General features: G+C 42.4%; 10 protein-coding genes. All 10 read left to right on the top strand.

Going from position 1 to position 13,872, the window contains the following annotated elements; all coding sequences use genetic code 11:
• Positions 1 to 2 precede the first annotated feature (2 nt).
• Positions 3 to 1,751, top strand: a complete 1,749-nt coding sequence (locus H8B21_RS19260; RefSeq protein ID WP_190315485.1) for a class I mannose-6-phosphate isomerase — start codon at positions 3 to 5, stop codon at positions 1,749 to 1,751.
• A gap of 12 nt (positions 1,752 to 1,763) precedes the next feature.
• The gene (locus tag H8B21_RS19255; protein WP_190315484.1) at positions 1,764 to 2,924 is read left to right on the top strand and encodes an MFS transporter; all 1,161 of its coding nucleotides are present in this window, start codon (positions 1,764 to 1,766) and stop codon (positions 2,922 to 2,924) included.
• Positions 2,924 to 4,054, top strand: coding sequence for an ROK family protein (locus tag H8B21_RS19250; RefSeq protein WP_190315483.1), 1,131 nt, complete (start codon positions 2,924 to 2,926; stop codon positions 4,052 to 4,054). The genes H8B21_RS19255 and H8B21_RS19250 overlap by 1 nt, the downstream gene beginning before the upstream one ends.
• 395 nt (positions 4,055 to 4,449) lie before the next feature.
• A complete protein-coding gene (locus H8B21_RS19245) occupies positions 4,450 to 7,578 on the top strand; it encodes a SusC/RagA family TonB-linked outer membrane protein (RefSeq protein ID WP_190315482.1) in 3,129 nt (1,042 codons plus the stop codon).
• Between the two features lie 11 nt (positions 7,579 to 7,589).
• Positions 7,590 to 9,554, top strand: coding sequence for a RagB/SusD family nutrient uptake outer membrane protein (locus tag H8B21_RS19240; RefSeq protein ID WP_190315481.1), 1,965 nt, complete (start codon positions 7,590 to 7,592; stop codon positions 9,552 to 9,554).
• 39 nt (positions 9,555 to 9,593) lie between these two features.
• On the top strand, positions 9,594 to 10,346 hold the full coding sequence (locus tag H8B21_RS19235) for a DUF3823 domain-containing protein (RefSeq protein ID WP_190315480.1): 753 nt from the start codon (positions 9,594 to 9,596) through the stop codon (positions 10,344 to 10,346).
• A 246-nt stretch (positions 10,347 to 10,592) separates the two neighbouring features.
• Entirely contained in the window at positions 10,593 to 11,471 is an 879-nt protein-coding gene (locus H8B21_RS19230; RefSeq protein WP_190315479.1) for a diacylglycerol/lipid kinase family protein, read from the top strand.
• 18 nt (positions 11,472 to 11,489) lie between these two features.
• Entirely contained in the window at positions 11,490 to 11,837 is a 348-nt protein-coding gene (locus tag H8B21_RS19225; protein WP_190315478.1) for a translation initiation factor, read from the top strand.
• A gap of 435 nt (positions 11,838 to 12,272) precedes the next feature.
• Entirely contained in the window at positions 12,273 to 13,106 is an 834-nt protein-coding gene (locus H8B21_RS19220) for a MotA/TolQ/ExbB proton channel family protein (RefSeq protein WP_190315477.1), read from the top strand.
• Between the two features lie 96 nt (positions 13,107 to 13,202).
• Entirely contained in the window at positions 13,203 to 13,853 is a 651-nt protein-coding gene (locus H8B21_RS19215; RefSeq protein ID WP_190315476.1) for an ExbD/TolR family protein, read from the top strand.
• The last annotated feature ends 19 nt before the right edge of the window (positions 13,854 to 13,872 follow it).

Below are 13,872 nucleotides of genomic sequence, written 5' to 3'. Positions count from 1 at the left end.
AAATGACTGCTCAAAAAAAACGCTCAAATTATGACAAGTATCCCGCTACCATTATATCCGGTCAGATACACATTGGATGGGATAATATTCGCTCTATTTTCCGTCCACTTATAGAAAGTAATGGTATACTCGCTATTGACATGTATGTAGGCGTATACGAGTCCGAAATAGCGGAAGCTTTAGAAGTCCTTCATCCCGATAAAGTTATCCTCACCCGAGATTTATTAAAATCAGAAGAGGAAATCCGAAATATGACAGCCCGGTACGTTACGGAAGACATTTTGTTTGGCTATGTTACGCCTCTTAAGCTGGTTGACTATTTTGATCCGGAAGCGTTGACTGCTGCTAAAGAACGGTTGGAACAGCACGACGGCAATGCTATCGTGTTAGGTATAGGTGCCTCGCTGATAGCGCCTGCTTCTGCGACGTTGGTCTATGCCGATCTGGCCCGCTGGGAACATCAACTCCGCATGCGAAAAGGAAGCGTACATAGCATCGGTATAGATAACAGCAAAGATACTTTTGAGAGCCAGCACAAAAGATGTTATTTCAACGACTGGTTGATCTGCGACACACATAAAGAATCTCTATTTGACCGTATCGCATTCTGGATAGACACCCATATAGAAGATACACCTAAACTCATCGATAAGGCAACATTTATGCGGGGGATTGATGAAACGGTAAACCGCCCTTTTCGCGTAGTGCCATTTTTTGCGCCAGCGCCATGGGGTGGACAATGGATGAAAGAGGTTTGTGACCTGGACAGAGAGGTCGCCAATTATGGCTGGTGCTTCGACTGTGTACCAGAGGAAAACAGCCTTTTGTTTTCTATTGAAGGAACCACATTTGAACTCCCATCGATAAATGTGGTGCTGCTCCGTGCGAAGGCATTGTTAGGAGGGCCTGTAGAATCCCGCTTTGGAAAAGATTTTCCTATCCGGTTTGATTTCTTAGATACGGTAGGCGGTGGGTACCTCAGTTTTCAGGTACACCCTACTACCCACTACATACGCCAGCATTTTGGAATGAAATATACCCAAGATGAAAGCTATTATGTGCTGGATGCCAAAGAAGACGCGATGGTATATCTGGGCTTGAAGAACGAAGTGGACAAAACACAGATGGCACAAGACTTACGCGATGCGCAGAAAAGTATCATGCCGTTTGACGCGGAAAAATATGCCAATAAAATACCGGTGAGAAAACATGATCATTTTTTGATCCCCGCCGGAACGGTGCATTGCTCCGGACCGGAGACCCTGGTGCTGGAAATAAGCTCCACACCCAACCACTTTACCTTCAAAATGTGGGACTGGGGAAGACTAGGGCTCAATGGCAAACCTCGTCCTATCAATGTGGAACGTGGTCTGGAAGTAATAGACTGGGAAAGGGATTACGACTATACCATGAAATATCTGGTGAATACCATAGAAGCGGTAGACAGTGGCGACGGCTGGTCGGAAGAGCGGACAGGCCTACATGATCATGAGTTTATAGAAACCAGAAGGCACCGATTTAACAAAAAGGTTGTCCATTATACTGGCGACAGTGTAAATGTACTTAACTTGGTCGAAGGGGAGGAAGCTATCGTAGAAAGTATAGATGCAAGTTTCGAGCCCTTTATTGTACATTACGCCGAGACCTTTATCATTCCGGCTCATTTGGGACAGTATAGCATACGGCCATATGGAGCGTCCGAAGGAAAGGAATGCATGACCATAAAAGCGTACGTTCGTTTCAAAGCATAAAATCTGGATAACATGAGCACCAAAACAAATCGTATCAACGTATTTATCCCTATTCTACTCAGCTTTTTTGTAATGGGCATGGTCGATATCGTAGGCGTATCTACAAATTTTGTCCGGGACGATTTTAACCTAGGTACATTTGCCGCGTCGGCACTACCTATGATGGTGTTTTTATGGTTTGCTGTATTTTCTATCCCGGCAGGCCTGCTGATGAATAGATACGGACAGAAAAACACGGTCGTCCTTTCCATAGGTATAAGTATCGTCGCATTAACCATACCGTCGATTTATTATACATTCCCCAGCATGCTCTTTGCTTTTATTTTACTGGGCATCAGCAATACCATATTGCAGGTGGCTATTAATCCACTGGCAAGCAACATCGTAAGTGACGACAAGCTGGCGGGCATGTTGACCTTCGGCCAATTCACAAAAGCCATCGCTTCTTTTTTAGGCCCCATCCTCGCCAGTTTTGCCGCTTCGTATTACGGTGATTGGAAGTTGGCCTTGCTAACGTATGCTTTCATATCAGCCGGCACAGGAATCTACCTCTATTTTACACCTATTGAAGAAAAAATACGTCACCGGGAAACATCCGGTTTCGGAGACATTATCAGGCTGTTGAACGACAGGAATACCCTGCTGCTTTTTTTGGGTATCCTTGTCCTGGTAGGTATCGATGTGTCCATGAACACATTTACGCCCCAATTGCTTATCGAAAAATTAGGCATGGAAACAGATAAAGCGGGGTTAAGCTCCAGCCTGTATTTCGGATCACGCATAGCGGGCTCTTTTCTGGGCTCTTTTCTGTTGTTACGCATTGCTCCGGCTAGATTTCTGAAAATCAATATGCTGGTAGCTATATTGGGTGTGTTGCTACTCCTGTTCACCCAAACAAATTCAATGATTTACTTGGGTATTGTCATTATTGGATTTTGTTGTGCCAACGTCTTTTCGATTCTGTTTACCTTTGCGTTGCAACTGAAACAGGATAAACAAAATGAGATATCGTCTTTAATGATCATGGGTGTAGCTGGAGGTGCTATCATTCCGCCTATCATAGGCTTCGTCACCCAAAAAACGGACATTACATTCGGCTTCAGCTTATTATTGATACTTGTGCTTTATCTTCTGGCGATTTCCTTTAAGTTTGCACCTAAAAACATCCAATAATGTACCAATTTGACAACAGAACTGTACTCACACTAGATGCCGGAGGTTCTAATTTTGCGTTTTCGGCTATACAAGGCAATAAAGAAATTATTCCCTCATTTACCCTGCCGGCCTCTCCAAATGATCTGGGTAAATGTCTAAAAATATTAATCGAAGGTTTCAGCCGTTCGATTGCTCTGCTCCAAACGAGCGGCTCGCAACCTCCAGTGGCGATAAGTTTCGCCTTTCCCGGTCCTGCCGACTACAAAAACGGAATTATAGGTGATTTACCCAATTTTCCTGCTTTTCGTGGCGGTGTACCATTAGGCTCCTACTTACAACAATATTTTAAATTGCCGGTATTTATAAATAACGACGGCAATTTATTTGCCTATGGAGAAGCGTTGGCTGGTGCGCTGCCGGCGATCAATCAACTTTTGGAAAACAAAAATAGTGGCCGAAAATACCGAAACTTAATTGGATTGACCTTTGGAACGGGCTTTGGGTCAGGCGTGGTGATCAACAACATCTTACTCGACGGAGATAATGGCTGTGGTGGTGATATCTGGACTTTCCGGAACAAGCGATATCCAACAATGCTGGCCGAAGAAAACGTAAGTATAAGAGGGATTATACGGGAGTATGGCAACCTCGCTGGTGTACATGCTGCTGACCTTACCCCTCAGGATATTTTTGAAATTGCAGAAGGCAAAAAGGAGGGGTATCAACAAGCGGCTATCCGAAGCTTTGAACTGCTCGGTGAGGTGGCGGCTGACAGTATAGCCCATATGATAGCCATTGTGGATGGGTTAGTGGTATTGGGAGGTGGACTGATGGGGGCTCAAAAATTCATTATGCCCGCGCTCATGGAGGAGCTGCGGACATCCTTGCATACTTTTTCCGGAGACTCCTTCAATCGCCTGGAGACGCAGGTCTTTGATTTAACAGATGCTAGCGACCAGCAGAAATTCTACGCTAGCGCGTCCGAAAATAGATTTATCTCTTTCAAGAACGCCGAATCGGTAGAAATGAATATCAGATATAACGAAAGAAAACAGACTGCCATAACCGTTTCTTCCCTCGGCACGAATCAAGCCATTGCCATTGGTGCCTATAATTTTGCTCTCCATCAACTTGACCATGATCAATAAATCATATAACTAATTTGTTGGTACATAAGAAGAATATAATGGGTTAGAGATTCGTTTTATATGAAGAGCAAAAATATTACATGCTAACGTGTTTTTCATATGGAAACGAATATAAACGCTGATTATTAATTACTTCTATTGTAAAAAGCTGTTCATCCGTTATCAAAAAAAATAAAAAATAACGAGTTTTTTATTTTGATATTAAATATGTACAAATTATATTTGTATGAACATATAGATAAAATGATATCGATATGTGAACTTATCCCCATATTTTGCGATGGCGGATAGAGAATTTAAAAATACCATACTATAAACCATGAAAAGATATGAGCAAAACGAATACTCCCATCAACGGATCTTTATTATTCATTTCCAATAAAACCTATAAATAAATGTACAGAATAACAGTTTTAACATGGACGCTGTTTCTGATAGTTACAGCATCATTTGGACAGGGCCAAAATCCAGTCGCCATAAGCGGTGTAGTACAAGACAAACTCGGGCCGCTCAAAGGAGTCACCGTTAGTGAAAAGAACACTAAAAATACGACGACGAGTGATGACAAGGGAAGGTTCACCATTACCGTTGCCCTAGGGAGCACGCTTACCTTTCAATATATAGGTTACAAACCCGTAGAACACCTTATTACGACTACGGACGATATCCGGATTAGCATGGAGAATGATAACCAGATGGTCGAAGAGGTTGTGGTGGTGGGATATGGCCAGCAAGCCCAGAAAACGATGACAGGAGCGGTATCTGCTATTAAAGGCGAAGAGATCGTCACGACCAAAAATGAGAGTCTTCCCAATATGTTGACAGGTAAAATTCCTGGTTTGCGTGTCGTACAGAATTCGGCTGAGCCGGGCCAGTTCAATAATTCGATGGACATACGCGGGCTGGGCTCCCCACTGATTGTTATTGACGGTGTACCCCGTAATAACATGGCACGTCTCAATCCGGAAGACATAGAGAGCATTTCGGTATTGAAAGACGCCTCAGCTGCGATATATGGTGTAAACTCGGCAAATGGTGTTATACTCATTACGACCAAAAAAGGAGCGCAAGGGGAAATCGATCTTAGTTATTCCGGCAGCATGCTCTGGCAACGGCCATCAAATTTTCCAAAACTGGTAGATGCCGTAGATTGGATGACACTCTATAACGAACGAAGCTCCCATAATGTGGATAACCCTACCCGCCCGTATACGGATGAACAAATAGAACAATATAGAAGTGGCGAATTGAAAAGTACGGATTGGGTGTCCGCTATATTCAGAAATAGCGCCCCACAGCAGATGCATACCCTTAATGCATCGGGGGGAAGCGATAGAATATCGTTTTATTCCAGCTTAGGGCTGCAAAAACAGGAAAGCTTTTTACGCACCAACGCTATTAATTACGAAATATTCAATTTGCGATCGAATATTTCGGCTAAAATAACGGACAATCTGGTGTTTGACATGAATCTTGCCGGCACGTTGGATGATCGCCAATCAACACCTTATAGTTCGTCGGATATTATCCGCGGCATGTGGCTCATGCAACCTATGGACCGGGTATTCTATGATGACGAACAGACAAAATATTGGCAACCGTCAAATGGGGGATTACAAAATCCGGCGGCTATGATGGATGGTGATCTGGTAGGTAAAAACGAATACCGAAGCAAATGGTTCCAATCCAATTTCTCTTTACGGTACGATGCTCCATTCCTAGATGGGTTATATGTAAAAGGATTATATAGCTACGACTATACCTTAAATGAAAATAAGGAATTCAGTAAAGCTTACCAGCTCTATGACTCTGGAGGAAACCCAAGGACATGGAACGCCCAAAGTGATGCACCTAACCGGGTGGCAAGGTATTTTTATGGAAAAGATGCTAACCTATGGAATGTGCAAATAGGCTATGAAAAACAATTTGAAGATCATTTCATCTCGTCCATGGCGCTCTTTGAAAATACCCATCGTGAAGGCGACAACTTCTACGGCAGTAGGCAGTTGGCGTTACCACTGGACCAGATATTTGCGGGAATAACGGATAAAATGCAAATAAATCAAAGTGTAAGCAGCGGTTCGTTATACGATTATGCTTATCATGCGTACGTTGGTCGTTTAGCTTATAACTATAAGAGCAAATATCTCTCGGAGTTTACTTATCGGTATGAATCGTCTTCACGGTTTTCGGGACAGTCGGGCTGGGCAGGCACGCCTGCCATCATGGCGGGCTGGGTGATATCGGAAGAAGATTTTATAAAAAATTCTTCTTTAAATTTCATCAATCTATTCAAGGTAAGGGCATCCTATGGGAGAATGTTGGATGATGCCGCGACAAATGATTACAACTTCTTAACAGGATATTACTATCCTGCCACCGGCGGAAGCAGTGTCAGCTTACCTTCCGGATATGTATTCGACGGAAATTTCATCAACAGCTCCAGCGATAAGGGTATTGCGAATAGAGCGATCACCTGGTATAAATCAGATATGTTCAACTTGGGGCTTGACTTTGATGCCTGGACGGGTAAATTCGGCGGTACATTAGAGCTTTTCCAACGCAAACGACACGGCCTCTTAGCTACCCGTAGCCAGTCGCTTCCCGGTATTGTTGGTGCCGCCCAACCTCAGGAAAATCTCAACAGCGACTTGACAAAAGGTATCGAACTTGAATTATATCATGCAGATAAATGGAAGGACCTTTCTTACAGGATTGCAGGAAACATTTCTTACACACGCGTAAAAACACTGCATTTTGAACGAGCTAGAGCGGGCAACTCTTACCTAAACTGGCGTCAGAATAATAACCAACGTTACAATAACATTTGGTGGGGGTATGCGGGCAATGGTATCATTACGGATTGGGACGACCTATATTACAATACAACCTATATCAGTCGAGGTTCGACATTGGGTGACTATCAATACCTCGATTGGAATGGTGACGGACAAATTAGTGACCTGGACGTACATCCGCTAGCTGTTAACGGTATGGTACCTTTGATAAACTATGGTATCACATTGTCTGCCAGCTGGAAAGGAATTGACCTCAATATGTTGTGGCAAGGGGCGGGAAAACGGTATTTTGCGGCGCGGGAGTTTTTATACCAACCCTTGTGGTCGGATACCAATGCATTGACCGAATTTCTAAACCGGTGGCGCCCCACAAACCCAGAAGCCAGTCCTTACGATCCGGCTACAGAATGGATAGAGGGAGATTATGCTTTTACGGGCACGAATCCGAATTATAATTCTGAATTTAATATTCAAAATGCGGCTTATATCCGATTGAAATCGATAGAATTAGGATATTCCCTTCCTTCGGACTGGCTGACCAAAGTCAACCTTAAAAAGGTGAGGCTCTATGTGAACGCTTATAACCTGTTAACATTCACTAAACTAAGGTATATGGACCCGGAATTCTATTCTAATCCAGATGTATCTAGAGGCGGCCTAGGCGATTATGGATATAGCTATCCGTTAAACAAAACAATATCAGTCGGTTTAAACGTGAATTTTTAACTTCAATGACCATGAAAGTACATCAATTTATATATGCATTCTTCTTGTTGATAGTAGCCGGTTGTACGAAACTGGATATACCACCTAAGAATATCATCAGTGATCCCGAGATTTTTGGGACAAGTGAAGGCGTTTTAAGTTATATGGCAAGGATGTATAGTACACTGCCTATGGAGGATTTCCGATATAACTATGAAACAAACGGGCTATTTAATAATGGAGGAACAAAATACAAACAACAATCTGCATTGACTGGCGAAGCGCTCGGAAGAGACACGCAGGGAGCCGATGCGGAAAACGCAAGTTATTGGGACGCCGCGTATGCAGCCATCCGGACAGCAAATATGCTTTTGGAGACTCTTCCGCAATACCAGGAGTTTCATTCGGAAGATGAGGTTAAAACTTATTTAGCGGAGGCCCGGTTTATCCGAGGCTTTATTTATTATTCTCTGGTAAAGCGTTATGGAGGAGTTCCTAAGGTGGATATGGTCATCGATTATCCGGCTTCGGTAAGTCTCGAAGAGACCTTGTTGCCCCGTGCTGCTGAGGAAGAAATATGGGATTTTATAGGAGAGGATCTCGATTTTGCAATGAACAACCTTCCAGAAAACAATCAAAAGGGTAGGGCGACAAAATATGCGGCAGCAGCATTCAAATCCCGTGTTATGCTACACGCCGGTTCGATAGCCAAGTATAACACAATTGAAGAAATTGACAGAGGAAACAGAATCTGCGGAATACCGTCTCAAAGGGCAACGGATTACTTTAAAGCTGCATATGAAGCCAGTAGGATTCTGGATGAGACAACGAAGCACCGCTTGTATAAAGACGAATGGGTAGCTGGCGATGCCGAGGCGCAAGCGCAAAATTTCACCAATATTTTCCTCAAAGATACTTACGAGAATATATTTGTACGCTACTACAAAGATCCCGAAAGTCTGCACAATTTTGATGACTCGGCACAGCCTATGCAAACTTCTTCCGGTGGAAATAACTCGGAACTCTGCCCTACCTTGGACTTTATCGAAATGTTTGATGGAATCGAAAAGGATGCAAACGGTCATTTTGTGTTTTTGGATGCAAACGATAAATACAAATTGTATGAATCTCCGTTAGATGCATTTGTCAATGCAGAACCTCGATTGAAAGGTACGGTTATTCTGCCGATGTCCGAATTTATGGGGCAGACAATTGATATACGAAGGGGGATATGGACGGGATCGAGTCAAAATGGTATTTCGCCTTTAATGCCTGCTGGTAGTGTGGTGAATTATACAAATGTCTATAATGAATCGAGTCCGCTTAAGCTTTCGAGCAATTTTGCTTTCAACAACGACCCGGGCAATCAGATTACGCTGAAAGATGGCAGCAGAAAAAAGAGATCTGGTGAAAGTGGTGTCGTATCTGGTTGGGATTTTGGTAATATCAGCGGATTCTATCTGCGAAAATACCTTAACCCTGAACAGACAGATAATAACGGAAATAAATCGACGCAGAGCTGGATAGAGATACGCTATGCTGAGGTATTGTTGAACCGGGCAGAGGCAGCCTATGAACTCCTTACAGCTGGAGCGACTTCGCCTGGTGGAGGAGATTATAGGCAAGATGCCTTTGACTGCATCAATCAGATAAGAGAAAGAGCCGGCGCAACACTTTTGGTTTCGCCCAGTGCAATAAATAGTATAGAGACCATCCGTACAGAACGTAGAAAAGAACTGGCATTCGAACACAAAACATATTGGGATCTTAAACGATGGAGAATTATGGAGGCCGAACAGAGCAATAAGCGCTATAGAGTATTATATCCGTTTTATTCTACAGATGCCGACAAATATTTTCTGGATGCCCGCTACATGGAGTCTAAAGGTGGTGCGGCAAATTATACCTTCAATTTTGATAGTCGTAATTATTATCAAATGATTCCGCCTGCGGAAATAACAAAAAATCCGAATTGCAAACAAAACCCAGGGTATTAATGAGCGGTGTATTTATTTTAAAAAAAGACTTTTAACGATATGAAAGCATTAAAACTTCTTACAAATATATGTCTGTTGCTCTTCATGACCACGGGTTGTGAACAGGACAATTTTCCGGCACCTCAAGAGACCTTTAAAGGGAGGTTCGTCGACAAAAACAGTGGAAAGCCATTTCAGACAGCAATTGGGAATACAGGGATACGTATTCGAATGATGGAATACAGTTGGGACGATAATCCCCAGCCCTATGATTTCAATTGTAAAATGGACGGCTCATTTTATAATGATAAGATTTTCTCGGGTTCCTATGGCGTCAAGCCGTCCGGAGCGTTTGTGCCGCTTGAAGAAGAACGTCTGGAGATAAAAGGGGTTGTTGAGCGGGTATATGAGGTAGAGCCTATCCTCAATGTAGAGTGGATAGGAGAACCTGTTTTAAATGCCGATAGAACAGTAACCTTTAAAGTTAAAATTACATATGGAAGTGAAGATCCCCAGTACCGTACGCCATTGGTGGAATCGCGGCTATTTGTTAGTGAGAACCAATATGTTGGCGACTTTAGCTTCAGCCCGAATTATACCATTATATTAAATCCGGCCCAAATGGGATTAACAGCATCGACCATATTAGATGACGATGGCGTTGTATTAACCATTACGACTGCTCAAGCCCAAAAGGCTTTCCCGGATTACAGCAGAAAATATTTTTTTAGATTTGGAGCACGCTCACAAATATCTTTTGATGCCACAAATAGATATAACTATACCGACGTCAAAGAGGTGCTTATTCCGTAGAAAGAGTAAACGTATTTATAGAGACACCAACATAGTGTCTCTATTTTCTTTTTACCGGAGCATACACGGTATTGCACAGACCCCGATTAACCTTTAACGCCGCATCCGGAGATTTGATAACTGTAGAAATTTATTTTTAGTACTACCCCTTCCTATCAAATATCCGAAGCGGCGAGGTTTTGGTTCTTTTTCCCGTAAAAAGAACAAAGAATCCGTTATCTTTACTAAACTATTTCGGATGAAGATATGCGTCAACGTAAGCGAATATTGTTTGTTATCAACCCGATTTCCGGGGGAAAAAAGAAGACGGCGTTCAATAAGCAAGTCTTGGAAGTGCTCGACTTGGAGAAGTTTGATCCGACATTTAAGATCACCGATCATGCTAATCATGCTTTTGAACTAGGGAGATCGGCGATTGAGGAAGGATATGACGCGGTAATAGCCGTGGGAGGCGATGGCACGATCAATGAGCTGGGCTCTGCGATTTTGGGAACCGACATGCCGTTGGGAATCATTCCGGAGGGATCAGGAAACGGATTGGCACTTTACCTAGGGATTCCGCTCAATGAATCCGCGGCCATCAGACGAATCAATAGATTTGAGACGGCAGAAGTTGACACAGGCGTAGTCAATGGGCGCCATTTCTTTAATATCGCTGGATTGGGTTTTGACGCTTCTGTAAGTGACCGCTTTGCTGCAGATAATATTAGAGGGCCGATTGGCTATCTGCGTTCGGCGATCAATGTACTGAGTGATTTCCAGCCCAGCACCTATACATTGCTGATTGATGGGAAGGAATACAAGAAAGAAGCCTTTATGGTCAGTGTAGCAAATTCTCCCCAATATGGTAACAATGCTTATATCGCACCGCAAGCATCGATCAATGATGGTCTGCTTGACGTTTGTATTGTAAAAAAATTTCCGCTCTATCTCTTTCCAAAAATGGTGTTCCATTTGTTCACCAAGAGTGCCGACCAATCCGAATATGTGGAAATAATCCCCGGAAAGGAAATTACGATTCTACGGGACGAAAAAGGTCCGGTACATGTAGATGGAGAGCCTGTGGAAATGGGAGAGAAGCTGGAGATCACGATCAAACCGAGATCGTTGAAGGTTATTTGTTAAAGAGTGAAGAGTAAAAAAATGAAAAAGAAAAAGCAACGTTTTGAAGGTATCGTTTATTCTACAGCGGATAATTTTGAATATGTAGACGCTGAAAGTACGGAAGACGAAGAGACTTTACCGGTCTCGCAGCAAAAGCTAAAGGTTTTATTGGACCGCAAGGCAAGGAAGGGAAAAGTTGTTACAATTGTGCAAGGATTCATAGGAACGGAGAATGATTTGAACGAACTGGCAAAAAAGTTAAAACAGAAATGTGGCGTTGGCGGAGCTGCAAAAGACGGCGAAATTTTGATTCAGGGCGATTTCAAACAAAAGATCTTTGATTTGCTCAAAGGCGAGGGGTATTCAGTGAAATCGGTTGGTGGATAGATATTTACAACGCGAAAGCCAGTCGGAATATGACGAAGAGCTGATTGTCGGCGTAGAAATTATGACAATTGTTTGATGCAGGTTTCTGCCGAAAGTAGCCGGGGTTTTTGTGAGTAAATACTTACTTATTTTTTTTTATTAATGGGGTTTTAATTTGCATAAACCAAAAAAAATGGTTTTCATTGTAAAATATTAGCGCGGTATTAACGTTAATCCGTATAGCAAATATCATATTAGGAAGGACACGGAACCGCTGATGGTTTACTAATATGTGACGCATTGAAAGATGTATAAATTAATGTCAAGAAAATTTTATTTTTAACACAAAATAGTATATTTGTTTTGCTTTTATGGCAGAATAAGTGCTTTTGAATTGCACAAATTGAATTAAACAATTAAATATTAAACAACAGTAAAAATCTAAAAATTAGTAAAATGGCAAACGCACCAAAAACTACTGCTCCTGCTAAAAAACAAGAAAGCGGAAATTCAGGTAATTTATTTGCGAGTTTAGCAATCATCATTTGTTTTGTGATTGGTTTCGTCGTTTATAAATTTGTAATGGGAGATCCTTCAAACTTTATCGACAACAATCCAGAAAATCAACCCCTTCCTGGTAACTATTTCGGAATGGTTTATCATGCAGGCGCCGTAGTACCTGTCCTTTTAGGTCTATTTTTAATGGTATGGGTATTCGCTGTAGAGCGTTTTATCGTTATTGGTAGAGCTTCCGGTACAGGTAACGTAGGTAACTTCGTAAGAAAAATCCAGTCTTTGATCAACGGTGGTAACATTGATTCCGCTATCTCCGAGTGTGACAAACAAAAAGGTTCTGTGGCAAACGTAGTAAAAGCCGGCTTGTTGAAATATAAAGATGTTTCAGCTAACGTTGGAATGGATTCAGAAAAATCTGTCGTAGCTATCCAGAAAGAAATCGAAGAGACAACTGCGTTGGAAATGCCGATGTTAGAGAAAAACATGAACGTTCTTGCGACATTAGTATCTATCGGTACGTTGGTTGGTCTATTGGGTACGGTAACAGGTATGATTAGAGCATTCGCGGCCTTGGCAACAGGTGGTGCTCCAGATTCAGCTCAGTTAGCAAACGGTATCTCCGAGGCCTTAATCAATACGGCAACAGGTATCGCAACCTCTACTTTCGCTATCGTGTTTTATAATATCTTAACAGCGAGAATAGATAAATTGACTTATTCTATCGATGAGGCTGGTTTCTCTATCGTACAAACGTACGCGGCAAACCACAAATAAGAAAAAGATGTTTTTTCAAATTCTTTTATGGAATTTGTGAAGAGCATGCATCATAGATGTAAAACGAATAAGGATTAATTAAAGGAAGTAAAGAAAATGGGTAAAGCAAAAGTAAAAAGAGCCAGTACCTCCATCGACATGACAGCGATGTGTGACGTATCGTTCTTGCTTCTTACATTCTTCGTATTGACAGCAACAGCACGCCAGCCCGAAGTATTGGTGGTAGATACGCCAGCTTCGACAAGCCCGGAAAAATTGCCAGATGATGGTTTGGGAATTATTTCGGTGGCAAATGGCAAAATATTCTTCGGTATGAAGAACCCAAATGTGCGGGAACTCACGTTAAAGAATATATCGCAGAAATATAGTATTAATTTTTCTGCAGAGGAATACGAGAAATTTAAGCAGTTGGACGAGTTTGGCGTTCCTGTGCGGAATTTACGTCAGTTGCTTTCGTTGCCAAATGATCAACGGACAGAAAGTATACAGCCGGGCATTCCTGTAGATAGTACAGAGACAGCCTCAAACGAACTGTATTCTTGGGTACAGGAGGCGCGTCGGGCAACAATCGAGTTCAACCGCTCACGTGAAGGCGAAAAAGGGTATGTGGATCCAGGACCGATGAAAGTAGCGATAAAAGCGGATGCCGAAGAGAAATATCCGGCGATCAACTTGATTATTGAGACGCTACGTAACCAGAAACAAAACAAATTTAGTTTTGTGACCGGTTTGAGACAGGATAATTAAACGCATAAACGAGAAGAAA

Source organism: Sphingobacterium chuzhouense (assembly GCF_014692525.1).
Classification (GTDB): domain Bacteria; phylum Bacteroidota; class Bacteroidia; order Sphingobacteriales; family Sphingobacteriaceae; genus Sphingobacterium; species Sphingobacterium chuzhouense.
This window is presented reverse-complemented; position numbering and strand designations above follow the sequence as displayed.

Coding starts and splice junctions, on each gene's coding strand:
- H8B21_RS19235 (WP_190315480.1), top strand. CDS start 9,594: ATGAAAGCATTAAAACTTCTTACAAATATATGTCTGTTGCTCTTCATG.
- H8B21_RS19245 (WP_190315482.1), top strand. CDS start 4,450: ATGTACAGAATAACAGTTTTAACATGGACGCTGTTTCTGATAGTTACA.
- H8B21_RS19250 (WP_190315483.1), top strand. CDS start 2,924: ATGTACCAATTTGACAACAGAACTGTACTCACACTAGATGCCGGAGGT.
- H8B21_RS19225 (WP_190315478.1), top strand. CDS start 11,490: ATGAAAAAGAAAAAGCAACGTTTTGAAGGTATCGTTTATTCTACAGCG.
- H8B21_RS19240 (WP_190315481.1), top strand. CDS start 7,590: ATGAAAGTACATCAATTTATATATGCATTCTTCTTGTTGATAGTAGCC.
- H8B21_RS19230 (WP_190315479.1), top strand. CDS start 10,593: ATGCGTCAACGTAAGCGAATATTGTTTGTTATCAACCCGATTTCCGGG.
- H8B21_RS19260 (WP_190315485.1), top strand. CDS start 3: ATGACTGCTCAAAAAAAACGCTCAAATTATGACAAGTATCCCGCTACC.
- H8B21_RS19215 (WP_190315476.1), top strand. CDS start 13,203: ATGGGTAAAGCAAAAGTAAAAAGAGCCAGTACCTCCATCGACATGACA.
- H8B21_RS19220 (WP_190315477.1), top strand. CDS start 12,273: ATGGCAAACGCACCAAAAACTACTGCTCCTGCTAAAAAACAAGAAAGC.
- H8B21_RS19255 (WP_190315484.1), top strand. CDS start 1,764: ATGAGCACCAAAACAAATCGTATCAACGTATTTATCCCTATTCTACTC.